Source organism: Hymenobacter sp. YIM 151858-1 (assembly GCF_025979705.1).
In the GTDB taxonomy this organism is placed as follows: Bacteria; Bacteroidota; Bacteroidia; order Cytophagales; family Hymenobacteraceae; genus Solirubrum.
Map to the genome: position 1 here is coordinate 4,115,627 of NZ_CP110136.1, position 18,171 is coordinate 4,133,797.

15 protein-coding genes and 1 riboswitch are annotated in these 18,171 nt (G+C 63.2%); of the genes, 6 read left to right on the forward strand and 9 right to left on the reverse strand.

Features of this window, described 5'->3' with window-relative positions; all coding sequences use genetic code 11:
• Positions 1-95 precede the first annotated feature (95 nt).
• The 6 genes from OIS50_RS18305 to OIS50_RS18330 all read right to left on the reverse strand — a co-directional run bounded on the left by OIS50_RS18305 (position 96) and on the right by OIS50_RS18330 (position 8,017).
• Positions 96-2,462: a peptidylprolyl isomerase gene (locus OIS50_RS18305; RefSeq protein ID WP_264692077.1), complete on the reverse strand. Its 2,367-nt coding sequence runs from the start codon at positions 2,460-2,462 to the stop codon at positions 96-98.
• A gap of 110 nt (positions 2,463-2,572) precedes the next feature.
• Positions 2,573-2,983, reverse strand: coding sequence for an ATP-binding protein (locus tag OIS50_RS18310; protein ID WP_264692078.1), 411 nt, complete (start codon positions 2,981-2,983; stop codon positions 2,573-2,575).
• Between the two features lie 21 nt (positions 2,984-3,004).
• Positions 3,005-3,334 carry an STAS domain-containing protein gene (locus tag OIS50_RS18315; protein ID WP_264692079.1) on the reverse strand — a complete coding sequence of 110 codons (330 nt, stop codon included), beginning with the start codon at positions 3,332-3,334 and terminating at the stop codon, positions 3,005-3,007.
• Between the two features lie 20 nt (positions 3,335-3,354).
• On the reverse strand, positions 3,355-5,358 hold the full coding sequence (locus OIS50_RS18320) for a PP2C family protein-serine/threonine phosphatase (protein ID WP_264692080.1): 2,004 nt from the start codon (positions 5,356-5,358) through the stop codon (positions 3,355-3,357).
• Between the two features lie 269 nt (positions 5,359-5,627).
• The gene (gene guaB, locus OIS50_RS18325; RefSeq protein WP_264692081.1) at positions 5,628-7,106 is read right to left on the reverse strand and encodes an IMP dehydrogenase; all 1,479 of its coding nucleotides are present in this window, start codon (positions 7,104-7,106) and stop codon (positions 5,628-5,630) included.
• A gap of 95 nt (positions 7,107-7,201) precedes the next feature.
• A complete protein-coding gene (locus OIS50_RS18330; RefSeq protein ID WP_264692082.1) occupies positions 7,202-8,017 on the reverse strand; it encodes a DUF2490 domain-containing protein in 816 nt (271 codons plus the stop codon).
• Positions 8,018-8,247: 230 nt separating this feature from the next.
• Here OIS50_RS18330 and OIS50_RS18335 point away from each other — a divergent pair, with 230 nt between their 5' ends.
• Positions 8,248-9,087, forward strand: coding sequence for an FRG domain-containing protein (locus tag OIS50_RS18335; protein ID WP_264692083.1), 840 nt, complete (start codon positions 8,248-8,250; stop codon positions 9,085-9,087).
• A 15-nt stretch (positions 9,088-9,102) separates the two neighbouring features.
• Here OIS50_RS18335 and hrpB read toward each other — a convergent pair whose 3' ends face one another.
• Positions 9,103-11,640: an ATP-dependent helicase HrpB gene (gene hrpB / locus OIS50_RS18340; RefSeq protein WP_264692084.1), complete on the reverse strand. Its 2,538-nt coding sequence runs from the start codon at positions 11,638-11,640 to the stop codon at positions 9,103-9,105.
• Between the two features lie 107 nt (positions 11,641-11,747).
• A complete protein-coding gene (locus tag OIS50_RS18345; protein ID WP_264692085.1) occupies positions 11,748-12,074 on the reverse strand; it encodes a rhodanese-like domain-containing protein in 327 nt (108 codons plus the stop codon).
• Positions 12,075-12,211: 137 nt separating this feature from the next.
• Between OIS50_RS18345 and pnuC the strand changes: the two genes are divergently transcribed.
• Genes pnuC through OIS50_RS18365 form a run of 4 tightly spaced genes read left to right on the forward strand, consistent with a single transcriptional unit; the run spans position 12,212 to position 14,750 of the window.
• Complete coding sequence (gene pnuC / locus OIS50_RS18350) at positions 12,212-12,847, forward strand: nicotinamide riboside transporter PnuC (RefSeq protein ID WP_264692086.1); 636 nt, start codon at positions 12,212-12,214, stop codon at positions 12,845-12,847.
• On the forward strand, positions 12,847-13,425 hold the full coding sequence (locus tag OIS50_RS18355; protein WP_264692087.1) for an ATP-binding protein: 579 nt from the start codon (positions 12,847-12,849) through the stop codon (positions 13,423-13,425). The genes pnuC and OIS50_RS18355 overlap by 1 nt, the downstream gene beginning before the upstream one ends.
• 10 nt (positions 13,426-13,435) lie before the next feature.
• Entirely contained in the window at positions 13,436-14,317 is an 882-nt protein-coding gene (locus OIS50_RS18360; RefSeq protein WP_264692088.1) for an aldose 1-epimerase family protein, read from the forward strand.
• 1 nt (position 14,318) lies between these two features.
• Entirely contained in the window at positions 14,319-14,750 is a 432-nt protein-coding gene (locus tag OIS50_RS18365; RefSeq protein WP_264692089.1) for a GNAT family N-acetyltransferase, read from the forward strand.
• Positions 14,751-14,755: 5 nt separating this feature from the next.
• Here OIS50_RS18365 and OIS50_RS18370 read toward each other — a convergent pair whose 3' ends face one another.
• Complete coding sequence (locus tag OIS50_RS18370; protein WP_264692090.1) at positions 14,756-15,001, reverse strand: hypothetical protein; 246 nt, start codon at positions 14,999-15,001, stop codon at positions 14,756-14,758.
• Positions 15,002-15,337: 336 nt separating this feature from the next.
• Positions 15,338-15,439, forward strand: a riboswitch (TPP riboswitch).
• Positions 15,440-15,556: 117 nt separating this feature from the next.
• On the opposite strand from OIS50_RS18370, the gene OIS50_RS18375 reads away from it, so the two are divergent.
• Entirely contained in the window at positions 15,557-17,992 is a 2,436-nt protein-coding gene (locus OIS50_RS18375) for a TonB-dependent receptor (RefSeq protein WP_264692091.1), read from the forward strand.
• Positions 17,993-18,171: the final 179 nt, after the last annotated feature.

Here is an 18,171-nt window from a genome sequence, read left to right on the forward strand (position 1 = left end):
CCTAGGGCGCCGCTGGGTTGCATGCCGCGGGGCAAGCAAAAACCCTGACCTAGGCCGGCCTAGGTCAGGGTTTCGGGTAGTAGGGCAGGCAGCCGCTACTTGGTAACGAGTTTGTTTACCTCGGCTTCGTTCACCTTCACCGGGTACTTGGTGCGCAGCTCCTTAATCCACTCCTGCTCCAGGTAGTTCTGGTAATCGGAGGTGGCCTGGCCGCGGGCTTCGTTCAGGCTCTTGGGGCCGGCCGGCAGCACTTTGTCGATGATAACGGCGTAGTAGCGGCCATCTTGCTCCACGTTGTAAGTGCCGGGCTGCTGCGGTACGCCGTCAACCACTTTGTTGTCGCCCTTCGGGAAAGCGCGCTGCTGAATCTGCACCGCCAATGGGTTGCTGCGGTTCAGGCGCTGCTCGATAATGGCCGGGTTGCGGGTGTAGCCGCGCAGGAATACGCTCGTGGCGCCGGCAGCGGTGCTGGCTTCCTTGCCGCCCAGCTGCTGCCCTGCCAACACGCGCTTGGCCGGAACGCCTTTGCTGGTAAGATAGGTACGCACCTGCGTAGCGCGTTGGGCCGCCAGCGGAATGGCCGCGTTGGTTTTGGCGTAAGCCGTGGCCGAGACGCCCAGGGTAGTATCGGCCAGCATTTGGTTGGCCAGGCTTTCGAGAGCCGACTGGCCAGCCGCCGTGAGGGTAGCCGATTTGGCGTTGAAGGCCACCGTAGCCGGGATGCCCTGGTCGGTGGGCATCGATGCCTCGGCTATGTTTTTACCAGTAGACTTGGTGAAGAAGGCAGCGGCCTGGCTGCGCAGCTGCGGCGTAGCGGCGCTGATGAGGGTGGCCTGCACGCGCGGCTCCCACTGATACTTGGCCTGGTTGGCCGCGAAGTACTGCTTCAGGCCCACGGTATCCTCAATGGCTTTCGACCACACCTTCTCGTCCATCAGCTGGAACAGCAGAATGCCGTCGCGGTACTCTTTCACGAGCATGCGGTAGTCTTCGTACTTGCTTTCGAGGTTGGCGCGCTCGTAGTCCTGCAGGCTCTGATCGACGTACTGATCGTAGAGCAGCTGCATGGCATGCTGCGGCGTAGCGCCGGCGCGGGGCTGCTGGCGCTGCTCGGCAAACGTCAGAAACTCTTTAATGGTGTAGGGCTTGGCGCCGATGGTAAACAGCGGGGCCGTGGGCATCAGGGCATTGCCTTTTTTGCCTTTGGCGGGCTGCGCAGCGGCTGCTTTGCTCAGGAAGGCCTCGGCCTTAAAGGTGCCTTTTGTAAGCGAGGTATCGGCCTGGGCCAGCAGCGCGTCGCGCATGGCGGGCACCTCAGTAAAGCGGTTTTCCGTGCGAATGCGCTTCAGAAAAGCCGTGCGGTTCAGCTCGGAGCGCGAGTCGCGGGCAACCTTCTGCTTCAGGCTGGCTTCCATCTGCTCGAACGACGGAACCGTTTGCTTCTCGATCAGGCGGATAATGTGCCAGCCGTAGGGCGTTTGCACCGGAGCCGACAGGTCGCCGGGCTTCTGCAGCCGGAAAGCCGCTTCTTCAAACGACGGAATCATGCGGCCAGTGCCGAAGGGCGGAAGCTCGCCGCCGCCCGAAGCCGAGCCAACGTCTTCCGAGAACTGGGCTACCATTTTCTCCCAGTTTTCGCCCTTGCGCAGGCGGCTGTACAGCTCGTCTACCTTCTTCTTGGCCGTAACCGAGTCGGCCTTGGGCATGCCTGGCGTGGCCCGGATCATCAGGTGCGCCACTTTTATTTCGCCCTGCGCCGGGCGCACGTCGTTTACCTTAATGATGTGGTAGCCGAAGCGCGTACGCACCGGCTGCGACACCTGGCCCACCGGGGTTTTGTAAGCCGCGGCCTCAAAGGGGTACACCATCTGCAGGGCCGTGAAGTACCCTAGGCGGCCGCCGTTGTCGCGGGCCGAGGGGTCTTCGGAAGCCTCGCGGGCTACTTTCTCGAAGTTTTCGCCGCCGGTTACGCGCTGGCGCAGGGCCGTAATGCGCTGGTATGCGGCCAGGGTGTCCTTGGGGTCGGCTTCGGGCGTAATGCGCACCAGAATGTGCGAGGCGTTTACCTCCTTCTGCATGTGCTCGTAGGCCTCGCGCACCAGTTGGTCGGTTACGCTCTTCTCCGTGAGGTAGGGCTGGGCCAGTTGCTGCTTGTACCCCTCCAGCTCGCGCTTAAAGGCCTGCGTGGTATCGAGGCCGCGTTGCTCGGCCTCCAGCACCTTCAGCTTGAAGTTGGTGTACAGATCGAGGTACTCCTGCACGCTTTCGCGCGAGCCGGCATCGGGGGCGGAGCCGTTGTTTTTGCGGTACACGTACGCAAATTCCGAAGCGGGCACCTCCTGGTTGCCGAGCGACATGAGCACCGGCTGTTTGGCAGAAGTAGTGGGTTTGGTGCTTTGGCAAGCGGCCAAAAGCGTAGCCGCTAGCGCGGCGCCGGAAAGCAGAATGCGGTTGTTACGCATACAGAATAAGTGACACAAAAAAGCCGTCCGCCTCCTGGTCGCGCCAGAGTTGCGGACGGCTGCTTGTTGCAATGTTAAGCAATTTTCGGATGCCGCCGAGTAGCTGAAGATCAGGCTAGCCGCTTCCGCAACCGGCAGAAATTCCGGTTGTCGATGGTCGTGAATTCAACCTGGTCCATAATCCTGTTGACGAGGGCAATGCCCACGCCGCCCTTCTTGCCCATCCGGATGTGCTCGGCAATGTCGGGGTCCTGGTAGGCAGCGGGCGAAAACGACTGGCCATCGTCCTCGGCTTCAAACCGAAACTCGTTGTCGTCGACGGCCACCCGGATGTCGAGGTTCTTCGAGTCGTCCTCGTGGTTGGAGTGGATGATGAGGTTAGCCACAATCTCATCGACGGCCAGGATAATCTGGTTCTGCAGAATATCCGACAGTTGGTGCGCAGCAAGTACGCCAGCCACGAAGTCACGCACCGTCTTCAGGTTACGGCGGCTGCAACTGATGCGGATGGCGTGCGTCATGGGCTTGATGGCGCTAAGGAACTAAATGGCAGTGGCTTCCTGCTCCGAAGGCACAATCGTCATGAGCGAATCCAGACCTAGGATTTCGAACACGTTGTGCACCTTCTCCTGCATGTTAAAGAACACCAGCTTCACGCCCGCATCCTGAAAACGCTGCAGGTGCGAGATAAACACGCCCAACCCAGCCGACGAAATGTAGTTCAGCCGCTGGCAGTCGATCATCACCTTGCGGAAGTTCAGGATTTCGGGCTTCGTAAGCTCGTTGTCGAGCAACACGGAGGAGCTGGCGTCAAGCTCGCCGTCGAGGGCAAGCGTCAAGGTATCGTTGGCTGCGTTCTGTACAATTTTCATAAGATACGTCTACGCGGCACCTAGGCCATGGGTTGAGCGTTCTTGAACTTGATAACAAGGAGCGTTTGGTCGTCGAAGGGCGGCAGGCCCCGGCTGAACTGCTCCAGATCGGTGATTATGGCCTGCTTGAGCTCCTCGGCCTCCAGGTAATGCGAGCGGGCCAGCAGCTGGCGCAGGCGCACTTCGCCGTACTCTTCGTCCTCGGCGTTGCGGGCTTCCACAATCCCGTCGGTGTACATCACCATTACGTCGCCGGGGTTGTAGTCGTAGTACATATTCTTGATACGCTTCTCGTAAGAGGCGTCGCGAATAATACCCAAGCCCAAGCCCTCCGTCTGGAAGTAGAAAGTCTCCTCGGTGATGGCGTTGTAGTAGAGCGTATGGCAGTGGCCCGCCCGGGCAAAGGCAAAGCCCCGCTCTTTGTAATCGATAATGTAGAACGACGCGGTGATGAACGAGCTGCGCTCGAGGCAATGGCTGAGGGCTTGGTTGGCCATGGCCATAAACTTGCTGGGCTGCAGCGGCTGGCCTTTTTCGGGCCGGTCGAGCAGCATCAGCGAGTGGAAGATGCCCTTCATCTGGGCTACGTGGAACGCCGCCGTGGTGCCCTTGCCCGAAACGTCGCCGATGATGATGGCAATACGCGACGAGCTTAGCTGCAAAAAGTCATAAAAGTCGCCGCCCACCTCGCGGGCCGGCAGGCTGTGCCACCGAATCTCAAACCAGCTGTCGGCCGGTAAGGTTTTCGGAATCAGGCCTTCCTGCACCAGGCTGGCAATCTTGAGCTCTTCTTTAACGCGCTCGTTCTGCAGCGAATGTTCGAGCAGCCGCAGGTTTTCGATGCTGAGCACCGTTTGGCTGGTGAAGATCTGGAGCAAGCTCAGGTTTTCGCGGTCGAAGCCCTGGCGGAAGCGCTTAAGCAGGTAGAGTGTGCCGTAGTGGTGCTTGCTCGAACGCAAGGGCATCACGATAAGCGAACCGTAGGGCAGACCCAGGGCCCGGAAGCCGGCACTGTGGGGCAGGTCGTTGTTGAGGTACTCGATGTGGCCGATGTTGTAATCGGCCAGTAGCTGGCAAATGCCCTGGCGGGTGGCGGCATTGCCCTGGTGCTCCAGAAACGGATTGGGGCCTTCGCCTGCCAGGTCGAGCCAGGCAGCGTCGGCTTCCACGGTTTGCACTGCCGAGTCGAAAAGCAGGTTGTACACCTCGTTCTCGGTCTGGCCTTTCTGGATGAGCTGCGCGAGGCGCTGCATGCTCAGGATTTCTTCGCGCTTCTGCTCGAACACGCCCGCCGTGGGCAGATTGAACAGGGTGACGAGCAAGCCCATTACGGCGTAAAAGCCGGCGAAGAAACCCGTTAGGAGCAAGAACGCGTGCTGACCCAGCGGGCCGGCCAGCTCAGGAGCGCGCTGCAGGTGCAGGAAGTACACCAGGTACGTAGCCATAACGCCCAAAATGGCGGCCTGCAGAAAAACCACTTCCCATTTCTGGCGGCGGTTGAGGTAGGCCACCCATTGCTGATGGGCACTCAGGTACACGCCCAAGCCGGCCAGTATGGCTATAATCGGGAAAATCGTCCAGTGCAGGTTGGGGCCTTGCACCAGCCTGAACAGCAGGGTAGCACCTAGGAGTAGCTCAAACCATTCCCACTCGCGCCGGGTGGCAGGCTGCGCCCGAAAGAACACCAAGGAGCGCCACGTGTAGCAGGTGCGGGCCAGGAAATACACAAACAACCCTAGGTTGATTGTGTAGAGCGTGTTGAGCAGCAGCGGATTGGCCCCCGAGCTCTGAGGCAACAACAACCGCTCGAGCAGGTGCAGGGCGGCGGCAGCCACCGCCAGCAACCCCGGCCCCAGCAGCAGTTGCCGAAGCAGGGGCACGAACTCGGCCCCGCGCAGCCGATCGGGGCGGGAGCGTTCGTGCACGAACACACCGGCGGCAAATGCCGCTTGCGTAAGCAAGATAAGCCAATCGGGAGGGGTGCCCCACTGCGCCGCGGCTGGCGAATAGGCCCGCAGCAACATGCAAACCAGCAAAGCCAACCAGCTCAGAACCGCGAGGGGCAATGCGGCTGGAAGAAGCTTTTCGCGGAAAGCAACCATGCAAGTGAGGAGAGGAGAAAAAACAAACCGCCGGCTGGCCGAAGAAAGCCGGCCAAACGGACGCCCAAGATACGAACACCTCGCAAAACCCGGACAGTAGTACGGTGGCCGCGCGTTGCAAAACACAGCCGCCGCCCTAGGTGGGCGGCGGCTGGCCTTGTGTATTAACCGGGAAAGGGTTCGGGAGGTTATTAGCGCGAGCTGTAGTTGGGGGCTTCCCGCGTAATCTGCACGTCGTGGGGGTGCGACTCGCGCAGGCCGGCACCGGTAATGCGCACCAGTTGGGCTTGCTGCAACGTGGGCACATCGGCGGCGCCTACGTAGCCCATGCCGGCGCGCAGGCCACCCACCAGCTGGTACAGCACTTCGGCTACGCCGCCCTTAAAAGGCACGCGGCCCACAATGCCCTCGGGTACCAGTTTTTTCACGTCGTCTTCGGCATCCTGAAAGTAGCGGTCCTTCGAGCCTTCTTCCATGGCCTCTACCGAGCCCATGCCGCGGTACGTCTTGAACTTGCGGCCTTCGTAAATGATAACCTCGCCGGGGGCCTCTTCGGTGCCGGCCAGCATCGAGCCGATCATGATAGATGATGCGCCGCCCGCCAGGGCCTTCACCGCGTCGCCCGAAAATTTAATGCCGCCGTCGGCAATAACGGGTACGCCGGTGCCCTCCAGGCCGCGCACGGCTTCCATCACGGCCGAAAGCTGCGGTACGCCAATGCCGGCAATAATGCGGGTGGTGCAAATGGAGCCCGGGCCCACACCCACCTTCACGGCATCGGCCCCGGCATCGGCCAGGGCGCGGGCCCCGGCGGCGGTGGCCACGTTGCCGGCAATCAGCTCGAGGTTGGGGAACTGCTCCTTCACGCGGCGCACCATATCGAGCACGCCCTTGGAGTGGCCGTGGGCCGTATCGATGCTGATAACGTCGACGCCGGCATCCACCAGGGCTTTCACGCGCTCCAGCGTATCGGGCGTTACGCCCACGGCGGCTCCCACGCGCAGGCGGCCGAACTCGTCTTTGCAGGAGCGGGGGCGCGAGCGACGCTTCCGGATGTCGCGGTAGGTGATGAGGCCCTGCAGGCGGCCTTCGGCGTCAACCACGGGCAGCTTTTCCACGCGGTTGTTCTGCAAAATGGTTTCGGCCTGCGTCAGGTCGGTGCCCACGGGGGTGGTAATGAGCCGCTCGGCCGGCGTCATTACGGCGGTTACCGAACGCGTAAAGTCCTTCTCGAAGCGCATGTCGCGCGAGGTAAGGATGCCGCGCAGGCGCCGGTCGCCGTCCACAATCGGAATACCCCCGATTTTGTTGTCGCGCATCAGCTTTTGCGCATCGGCCAGGGTGGCCTGCTCACTGAGCGTGAGCGGATCGAGCACCATGCCGCTTTCGGAGCGCTTTACGCGGCGCACCAGCTCGGCTTGCGCCCGTATGCTCATGTTTTTGTGGACGATGCCGATGCCCCCTTCCTGAGCCATAGCAATGGCCAGCTCAGCCTCGGTTACGGTATCCATGGCGGCCGAGATAAACGGAATGTTCAGCTCGATGCGGCGGGTGAGGCGGGTACGGGTGTCGGCGTCGCGGGGCAATACCTCCGAGTAGGCAGGCAGCAGCAGTACGTCGTCGTAGGTCAGCGCCTCAAAGGCAATCTTGGCGGCAGGTTCGGCGGCCATAGGCAAAAGGCTTTAGCGTGGTTGACTCCTTTTGCCAAGCAAAGCTACGGCGAATTCCGGATTAATCAGCTGATGGCAGCCGGCTTACCCGAAAGCTACTCCGAAGCTCCCTCTACTACCGGGGCCGGGGTGGGTAGCGGGGCCGGGGCCGGCGCTTCGGCCCGTAGATCCAGGTTCAGGTTCAGGCTAAGCTGCAGCGTGTGGTTGTGCTCTAGTACGCGGCCGCTGCCGTGTTGCACCAGTTGGTTGAGGTAGCCGCCCTCCAGCGTCAGAAGCTTGCTGGCCTGGTAACCTACGCCCGCAAACAGGCGGTTCTGATCGAAGATATTGCGGCGCACGTTGCTGCCGAAGTTGATCATCACCTCGTTGGAGGCGGCTAGGTAGGGCATGCCCGGCTTGATGCGGGGCCCGAGCAGGGGCAGGGCCAGCCGCACTTGGTAGCGCATGCGGTTGGTAAACTGAAAGTCGGTTTCGGGCTCCCGCCGCACCCAGCGCTGCTCCAGGCGGTAGCGGTGCTGCACTTGCACGCGGCCGTCGAGGTCGCGCAGCACCACTTGCTGCTGCAGGCGGTTCTCGATGGAGCGCCCCGCAGCCGGAAAGTCGCCGTACGGAAAGGATTTCTGGAAGGCGTAGCCCGCGCTCAGGATCAGGTTTTTTGATACGTGGTAATCCAGGGCGCCCCGTACCAAGTTTTGCTGCGGCTCACGCCCAAAGCTCGTCCGGCGCACCTGGGCCTCGGTCGAAACACTCCAGCGCTCCGAAAAGCGCACGTTGCCGTTGTGTACCAGCCACAAGTGGCGGTTTACGTCGGCCACCCGCTCTTCGGGCAGCTGCGCGTAGGCCGGGCGCACGCTCAGGAAGCTACCCAGCAGGCCAATAAGCAAAAAAGCAGAAAACAGGCGCTTGCGCACGGCAGAAGAGCTGAGGTTGTAAATCCGGTTGTTAAGACAAGGTTATCAAATATCGTCTAATGTTACCGGAATGTTACGCCGAGGTTGATTAAGTTTTCAGTCAGCTTGCCCTGAGCCCTTCTGCGGTACCACTTGCCTTAATGCTGTGCGCATTACCGGCTGCCCAACAGCGGGGCGTAGCGTTTGTGCGTATGCTAGGAGCCACTTCACTTCTGCTAGCTTGCGCCTCCGTGGAAAACTCAGAAAACATAATCGTGGTTAGCTCGTGGGAAGAGCTGCAGCACACCCTGTTCCGCGACACCTGGGACGGCCGCATCGGCCGGTTTCGCTCGCCGTTTGTGTACCGCGGGGTGCGCTCCATGGATTACAACCTCAGTACCAGCCTGCAGCGCCTAGGTGGCAACTACCACGAGCTGGAGCACCACCTACTGCGCAACTTCCGCAAGTACGCCCACGATACCACCATCCCCGACAAGGCCTCGGTGTGGGACTGGCTGGCCGTAGCGCAGCACCACGGCCTGCCCACGCGCCTGCTCGACTGGACGTACTCGCCCTACGTGGCCCTGCACTTCGCCACCGACGACCTAGGCTCGTACCACGAAGACGGCGTGATATGGGGGCTGAACTACGTGAAAGCGGCCGAATACATGCCCGCTCGCCTACGCGAAGCGCTCTGGGCCGAGGGCTCGAACGTGTTTACGCCCGATTTGCTGGAGCCCGTGTGCCGCAACCTGCGCGAGCTGGCCGACATGCAGCCCGAGGAACCGTTCCTGCTGTTTCTGGAGCCACCTTCGCTCGATGCGCGCATTGTGCACCAGTACGCTTTGTTCGCCCTGATGTCGACGGCGCAGGCCTGCCTCGACGATTGGCTGCAGCACCACCCCGAGCTGTGCTTCAAGATTATTCTGCCGGCCCGGCTGAAGTGGGAAACCCGCGACAAACTCGACCAGGCCAACATCACCGAGCGGGTACTGTTTCCGGGCCTAGGTGGGCTGAGCCGTTGGCTGCACCGGCACTACAGCCCCGCCGTAAGCCACGACCCGCGCACCCAGAAGCTGCCCGGCGACTAACCTATGCAAGGTGCGCTACTGGCCGTTGCTTTGCTCGAAGCGCTTTTTGGTGAGCTTGGTGGGCACGGCCGTCAGCGGGTCGTCGGGCCAGGGGTGTTTGGGGTAGCGGCCGCGCAGGTCTTTGCGAACTTCAAAGTACCCCGACTGCCAGAAGCTGCGCAAATCGCGGGTAACCTGCACGGGGCGCTGCGCCGGCGAAAGCAGGTGCAGGGTAAGCGGCACGCGGCCGTTGGCCACGCGCGGCGTATCGAGCAAGCCAAACACCTCTTGCAGCTTCACGGCCAGCACGGGCGCCGCCGGCTCGCTGTAGTCGATGCGTACGTGCGAGCCGCTGGGCACCTCGAGGTGCGCGGGGGCCAAGCGGTCGAGCTCCTGGCGCTGGGCCCAGCCGTTGGGCAGGCGCATCAGCAGCAGCTCCCCAACCTCGAGGCGGGCTACTTCACCTAGGCTACGCAGGCCCGCAAGGTGCGGGGCCAGCCACTCGTCGGCATCGGCCAGCAAGGCTTCATCGGAAACAGCGGGCCAATCGGCGGGGAAATGATGGTGCAAAAAGGCCAGCTGCTCGCGCAGGTGCTGGGCGTTTTCTGTCCAGCTGAGGGTGCGTAGGTTGACTGCTTTCAGCGCTTCGAGCAGGGCGCCGGCAATAATTTCCGGGTCGGGGTTGGGCTGATTGGTTTCGCTGAGCACCAAGGCACCTAGGCGGCGCAGGCGGCGGGCCAATACGCGGCCGGTAGCCGCATCAAAGCGTACTTCGCTTTGCTCCTCAATTTGCTCGGCAAATAGCTCCTCCACTTCGGCGCGGCTGAGCGGCGCGGCCATGGCCGCACGTGGCGCAGCGGCAGTGCCATCGAGGTAAGCTGCAGCAAAAAACATATCGTCGGCGGCAAAAAACTCGCTGGGCAAGGCCACGCGCTGGCCCGTGACTAGTCGCAGCCGCTCGCCGCCTTCCCGCTGACCTAGGCGGTCGGGGTAGGCGAGGGCAGCTAGCAGGCCAGCGGTATCGGGTTCGAGGTCGGCGGCTTTTACACCAGCTCGGTTGCGCAAGGCTTGCGCAGCCTCTCGTACGCGGCGCACACCGCCGGCATCGGCCACCAGGCCGGGCAGCGGAGCGCGGCCGGTTTGCAGTGCTTCAAGGCGGAGGCGTAAGTCGGGCGGGGCGGGCTGGCCGTCGGTGGCGCGCAGCACGTCGCGCTCGGCCAACAGGGCGGCCAGGGCGCAGGCCGTGGGGCCGTGGCCCAGCTCGCGGCCGCGCACCACCAAGTGGCCCAGGCGCGGCGGCAAACCCAGGCGGGCTAGCTCGCGCCCATGAGCCGTGGGCTGCCCGGTGGGGGTAACAGCACCTAGGCGCACCAGCAGCTCGCGGGCTTGCGCCAAGGCGGGGGCGGGCGGCACATCAAGCCACTGCAACGCGGCGGCATCGGTGGCGCCCCACAGGGCCAGCTCCAGGGTAAGGCTGCTGAGGTCGGCCGTCAGGATTTCGGGAGCCAGGTGTGCGGGCAGCTGGTCGTGGTCGGTTTCCGTCCAGAGGCGGTAGCAGGTGCCAGGGCCCAGGCGGCCGGCGCGGCCCCGGCGCTGGTCGGCGGCGGCTTGGCTAACGGGTACGGTTTCGAGGGTGGTAAGGCCGGTGCGCGGAATAAAGCGGGGCACGCGGGCGTAGCCGGCATCAACCACCACCCGCACGCCCTCGATGGTAAGGCTGGTTTCGGCAATGCTGGTGGCCAGCACCACTTTGCGGCGGCCCGCGGGTGCCGGGCGCAGGGCGGCATCCTGCTTATCGAGCGGCAGCTCGCCGTGCAGCACGTGCAAATCCACCTCGGCGGGTAAGGCTGGCTCGAGCCGTTCGCTTACGCGGCGCTGGTCGGCGAGGCCCGGCAGGAATACCAGCACGTCGCCGTCGTGCTCGGTTAAGGCCTGGCGTACGGTGGCGGGCGTTAGCTCGGCCATGCGCTCGGCGGGGCGGTTGGGCAGGCCAGCGGCGCGGCGCGGGCTCAGGTAGTGCGTGGCCACGGGGTGCATGCGGCCTTCGCTGGTAACCACGGGCGCCTGCAACCAGGTGCCCAGCCGGGCCGCATCGAGCGTGGCCGACATCACGAGCAGGCGTAAATCGGGCCGCAGCACGCTTTGTGCATCGAGCGTAAGCGCCAGCCCTAGGTCGGCTTGCAGGCTGCGCTCATGAAATTCGTCGAAGAGCACGGCGGCAATGCCTTCCAGCGCCGGGTCGTCTTGCACCAGCCGCGTCAGGATGCCCTCGGTGACTACCTCAATGCGCGTGTGGGCCGATACTTTGTTTTCGAGGCGCACGCGGTAGCCCACGGTTTGGCCCACCGGCTCGCCCAGCAGCTGCGCCATGCGCGTTGCGGCTGCCCGGGCGGCCAGGCGCCGAGGCTCCAGCATCAGAATCTTGCCCTCCTGCCGCCACTCAGCCCCAAGCAGCGCCAGCGGTACCAAAGTGGTTTTGCCGGCGCCGGGCGGGGCTTGCAGCACCACGCGGTTGTGGGCTTGCAGCGCGGCCGTAAGCTCGGGCAAGGCAGACTGAATGGGAAGGGAGGTCAAGGGTAAATGAATAGATGAGTAGATGGGTGGACGGGTGGATGAGGGGATAAGTTCAGAGCAAAGCTTCAATTCATCTGCTCACCCGCTCATCTACCCATCCACTCATCTTAATACACCGGTACCGACGGATCGACCTTAACCGACCAGGCGTGGATGCCGCCGCGCAGGTTCAGCAAATTGGTGAGGCCGTGGCGGTGCTGCAGGTAGGCCAGCGCCTGCATCGAGCGCACGCCGTGGTGGCAGATGAGCACCACCGGCTCGTCGGCCTCAATCTCATCGGCACGGCGGGCCAGGTCGCCCAGCGGAATCAGCGTGCTGCCCTCGATGCGGCAGTAGGCGTACTCCTCGGGTTGGCGCACATCCACGAGGTGCAGGGTTTCGCCGGCGGCCAGTCGGTCGCGCAGCTGTTCGGGCGTTAGTTCGGGTAACGACATGGTAAAAATTGCAGCGGTTGGCACTGAAACCCTTGGCTGCTTGTACAAAAGTAGCCTACGCTACGTAGTTTTGGCCTCCGCCCGCGTATGGGCACCCGCCATTCCGTTTCATCTGCTCGGTTTATTGCTCCTAGGTTTTGTCGTGGTTTGAACTCTGGACGGCCGTAGCTGGCACCAACCCCATTGAGTGGGTGGCCTTTGCTACGGGCCTGGCCTGCGTGGCGCTGGCAGCAATTGGCACCATCTGGAACTTCCCGGTAGCTATTGTCAGCTGCGCGTTTTACGTAGTGGTGTTTCATCGGGCGCAGCTGTACTCCGACCGCAACCTGCAGTTCGTGTTCATTGCCATGAGCCTGTACGGCTGGTACGAGTGGCTGCGCGGCGGCAAAAACCACTCGGCCCTTGTGGTTACCCGCACGCCGCAGCGCGAGTGGCCGCTGCTGGCCCTGGCCGCGGCAGCCTACACCGGCGGCTTTGGCTACTACCTGCATCAGCACACCGACGCCTCGTTTCCGTACCTCGACAGCTTCACCACCGCCATCAGCCTGGTGGCGCAGTACCTGCTTACCCGCAAGCGCCTCGAAAACTGGCTGCTTTGGATTGGCGTCGATCTGCTTTACGTGCCGATGTACTGGGCCAAAAGCCTGCACGCCACCAGTGGCCTGTACGTGCTGTACCTAGGGCTGGCCGCTTACGGCTACTGGGAGTGGCGCCGCCTGATGCGCCAGGCCTCGCTTGCCGAATTACAACCCGCTAACTCTGCCGCCCGCTAATGCTTCGCGTCGCGCTAACCGGACCCGAATCGACGGGCAAAACTACCCTCAGCCAAAAGCTAGCCGAGCACTACCACACCGCGTGGGTGCCCGAGTACGCCCGCGAGTACCTCGAAACGCGGCAGCTGGGCCTGAGCTATACCCTGGCCGACCTCGAGGACATTGCCCGCGGCCAGCTGGCCACCGAAGATGCCGCCGTGGCCGCGGCCGAGCGCTGCCGCCGCCCCGTGGTGTTTTGCGATACGGAGCTGCTCGTGATAAAAGTGTGGGCCGAACACGCTTTCGGCCAGTGCCCGGAGTGGATACTGCAGGAAATTGAGCGCCGCCGCTACGACCTCATTCTGCTGCTGGGCATCGATTTGCCCTGGCAGCCGGACCCCTTGCGCGAGCACCCGCACCTGCGCCAGTATTTCTACGACCTGTACCGCAGCGAGCTGACGGAGCGCCTCTCCAACTTCGCCGAAATTGGCGGCACCTTTGAGCGCCGCCTCGATCAGTCGTGTTTTCTGATTGACGAGCTGCTGCGGAGCCACGGCTACGTGCCCGCCGCGCAAGCCGCCGCCGATACCCAACCCTAACCTGCCCGCTATGAACACTTACTCCCTCGAAAACAACCGCTGCCGCGTGCGCATCAACGAGCACGGCGCCGAGCTCAGCAGCTTGGTGCGCCACGACCTAGGCGGGCTGGAGTACGTGTGGCAGGCCGATGCCGCCGTATGGGCCCGCCACGCGCCGGTGCTGTTTCCGATTGTGGGCCGCCTGCCCCAGGACACGTATTACCACCTAGGGCAAGCCTACCAGCTGCCGCAGCACGGCTTTGCCCGCGACCGGGGCTTTGCGCTCGTGGAGCAGTCGAGCACGGCCCTGCGCCTGCGCCTCACCGACGACGATCAGAGCCGGCAGCAGTATCCCTTTGCGTTCGAGCTGACTATTGGCTACCGCCTCCACGAAACCACCCTGCACGTAAGCTGGGAGGTGCGCAACCCCGCCGCCAGCGAGGAGCTGCTGTTCAGCATGGGCGCGCACCCGGCGTTTCGGTGCCCGCTGCTGCCCGACGAGGCGTTTGATGACTACGTTTTCCGCTTCGACCACCCGGTGCAGCTCGAGAGGCATTTGCTTGAAGGCGGCCTGCTGAACGGCCAAACCGAAACCGTGCTCCGCCACGCCACCGAGCTGCCGCTCAGCTACGAGCTGTTCAGCCAGGATGCGCTGGTGCTTAAGCACTACGATTTCACGCGCATAGCCCTGGCGAGCCGCCGCTCCGAGCGGGCCGTGCAGATGCAGTTCAATGGCTTTCCGTACCTAGGGCTCTGGACGAAAGGCCCCGGCGCGCCGTTCGTGTGCATCGAGCCGTGGCACGGCATAGCCAGCTCGGTAGGCGCACCCACCGAGTTGCGCGATAAAGAAGGCATTCTGACGCTCGCGCCGGGCGCCGTGTTCCGGGCCGGTTACACCATCGAGGCGCAGTAGCATGCCGGCCGCCGTCGAAATCCGCCAAATCAGCGCGGCCGACACGTACCCGCTGCGGCACCAGGTGCTGTGGCCCGATAAGCCCCTGGCGTACGTGCACGTGCCCGATGATGCCGAGGGCCACCATTTCGGCGCATACGACGGCAATGAGCTGGTAAGCGTGGTATCGTTGTTTGTGCGGGGCCGCGAGGCACGCTTCCGCAAGTTTGCCACCCGCCCCGATCGGCAGGGGCAGGGCATAGGCTCGGCGTTGCTGCGGCACCTTATGGCCGAGGCCGCACGCCTAGGTGCCCGGGAGCTGTGGTGCGATGCCCGGCAGGAGGCCGCCGGTTTCTACCAGAAGTTTGGGTTTGCGGGCGAAGGCGCCACGTTTTACAAGGGCACAATCCCGTACGTGCGCATGCGCTGCGCCTTGCCGCAACCCGCCGCCTAGGTGCCCTACAGCAGTACCGGTTTGTGGGGCCGCACGGGGCGGTGCGGGCGCCGGTTATAATCGGGCTCCCAGTCGTTGATGGGGCGCGAAATGCCCGGCGGCAAGTCGAGGTCGGGCAGGCCGTCGTCGAGCGGTTCGCCACCGTCGTCGTCGTTGTCGGCCGAGGGCGGGCGCGTGGCGGTGCGGCGCGGCATCACCATAAAATAGGCCAGAAGCGTGAGGACCACGAGCGTGTATACGAGGCTGATCATGGCGGTATTCGGGCTGGTTGTGGGCTGGCCGATGCAGGCCTGCTGCAGAAGAAGGTAACGGTACAAGCCCCGGCGTGGTTTTGCTCGGGCGCGCCTTTTTTCGCTCGCGTAGCTCCTGTAGTAATATACTTAACAATAGGGGGTTAAGCGGTGTTTGGGTTTGTTGGGTAGTGCCCCGGCTTCGGCTATTGCCTGCCGGAAAAGTGTTGGCTGGCATCGGCTGAAAACCGGTTGCCCGGAGGCCGAAAACGGCGGTTGCGCACCCGGGGCGAAGCAATGCCGGGGCACTTGTTTGGCCGCGGCATTGCTTCGCTAACCGCAAGCGTTTTACATTTGCCTCGCGTTTAGGGGTGCTAGGCTTTGGGGCCTGGCTGAGATGATACCCATTGAACCTGATCCGGCTAATACCGGCGAAGGGAACAAACGGTCCGCGAACGGTAACACCATGGCTCCGACCCCTGGGGCTTGGTCTCGTTCCACTTTTTCCTACCACTTACCTTGTTTAAGTCTCGGATTTTGCCGGGGGCAGCGCTGCTAGCGTGGCTGCCCGTTGGCATGGCATGGGCGCAGGCGCCCGTGTCGGGTACCCTCACCGATGCCCGCAGCGGGCAACCGCTGCCCGGTGCCACCATCGCCCTCGATGGCACCGCCGTAGGCACCACCGATGCCAGCGGCAATTTTAGCCTGCCGGCCGTTGCGGCCGGCGTGCACGAGCTGCGCTTCACGTTTGTGGGCTATCAGCCGCTGGTGCGCCGCATTGCCGGCCAGCCTACCGCGCAGCAGCTCAGCGCCTCCCTGCAACCCGCCGATGTACTAACCGGCGAAGCCGTGGTAACGGCCACCCGCGCCAACGAGCGCACCGCTACGGCCTACACCAACGTAAGCCGCGAGGAGCTGCAGCAGCGCAACTTTGGGCAGGATATTCCTTACCTGCTCGATCAAACCCCCTCGGTAGTAGCCACCTCCGACGCCGGCGCTGGCGTGGGCTACACCGACATCCGCATCCGGGGCACGAGCAACACGGGCATCAACATGACCATTAACGGCGTGCCGCTGAACGACCCGGAGTCGCACGGCTCGTTCCTGGTAAATCTGCCCGATTTGGCCTCGTCTATCAGCTCGCTGCAGGTGCAGCGCGGGGTGGGCACCAGCCAAAATGGTAGCGCCGCGTTTGGGGCCAGCATCAACATCAGCACCCTCGACAACCGCCGCGAAGCCTACGCCGAAACGCAGAACTCGTACGGCTCCTTCAACACCTGGAAAAACAACGTGCAGTTCGGCACGGGGCTGATTGCGGGCAAGTTCACGTTCGACGGGCGCCTCTCGCGCATCGCCACCGACGGCTACATGAACCGCGCCTCCTCCGACCTGAAATCGTACTATTTCGCGGCGGGCTATCAGCAGAAAAATACCCTGCTGAAGTTCATTACCTTTTCGGGCCGCGAGAAAACCTACCAGGCCTGGAACGGCGTGCCCGAGCCCGCCCTTACCGGCGACCGGGCTTTGCTGCAGACGTACATCGACAACGGCGAGCTATCGACGGCCGATGCGGCGCGCGTGCTGCAGGAGGGCCGCCGCTACAGCTACTACACCTACGACAACCAAACCGACAACTACCAGCAGAACCACTACCAGCTGCACCTCTCGCAGGGCCTGGGCCCGAGCTGGAACCTAGGGGCCGCCCTGCACCTTACGCGCGGCTTTGGGTACTACGAAAGCTACCGCGCCAACCGGCGCCTCTCGGCCTACAACCTGCCCAACGTGGTGCTCGGCGATACCACCATCAAGCGCACCAACCTGATTGACCGGAAGTGGCTGGATAACTACTTCTACGGCGGCACCTTCGCGCTCAACTACCAGCCCGCCACCAACGACCGCCTGCAGGCCACGGTGGGCGGCGGCTGGAACCACTTCGATAACGACCACTACGGCGAGGTGATTTGGGCGCAGTTTGCCTCCACGGGCAACATGCGGCACCGGTACTACTTCAACACGGCCGATAAAACCGACTACAACACCTACGCCCGCGCTACCTGGCAGGTGCTGCCGCGCCTCGGGGTGTACGGCGATGTGCAGGTGCGGCACATCGATTACCGCATTAAGGGCGTGGAGGACGACCAGAACGACGTGACTACCCGCGCCAATTACACGTTCTTCAACCCCAAGGCCGGGGCCACTTTTGCCCTAGGCGAAGGCCAGCAGCTGTACGCCAGCTACGCCGTGGGCCAGCGTGAGCCCGTGCGCTCCGACTTTACCGACCGCCCCGCCGGCGACACCAGCGCCAAGCCCGAGCGCCTCAACGATTTCGAGGGCGGCTACCGCTTGTCGTTGCCGAATACCGATTGGCTGGGCCGCAACACGGCCGTGCGCTTCGAGGCCAACTACTTCTTCATGAACTACCGCAACCAGTTGGTAGCCACCGGCCAGCTGAACGATGTAGGAACCGCTCTGCGCACCAACGTGGCCAGCAGCTACCGCACCGGCGTGGAGCTGACGGGCTTCGCCTCGGCCAACAACAAAGTAAGCCTGAGCAGCACCCTTACCCTGAGCCGCAACCGCATCCGCAACTTCCAGGAAGTGAGCTACGATGCCGATTTTAACCGCGTGGTAGGGGAGCGGCGCACCTCCACCATTTCGTACTCGCCGGCGGCCGTATCGGCCCACACCCTCGAGGGGCAGCCGCTGCCGGGCCTGCGCGTGGCCGTGCTCTACAAAACCATAAGCCGCCAATACCTCGACAACTCCGAGAACCGCCGCCGCAGCCTCGATCCGTACCAGGTAATGGATTTGCGGGTGCGCTACAGCATTCGGCCCGCGTTCGTGAAGGAAATGGAGCTGGGCCTGCTGGTCAGCAACCTGCTCAACCACCGCTACGAAAGCAACGGCTACACCTACAGCTACGTGGGCGCCAGTGGCCGCCCCGAAACCTTCAACTGGTACTTCCCGCAGGCCACGCGTAACTTCCTAGCGTCGGTGGGGGTGAAGTTCTGATTCCGTCTTCCTGAGCTACGAAAGCCCACAACCCGGCGCGGCCTCTGGCTGCGCCGGGTTTTTTGCGCCCGCCCCGGAACGCGCCGCCTACCAAGCCCTGTTTGGCCCTGCTGAATGAAGGCGGCCTTTCCCAACGCATAGGGATTAACTATATTTGTAGCTCCCACTTTCTATCGTGC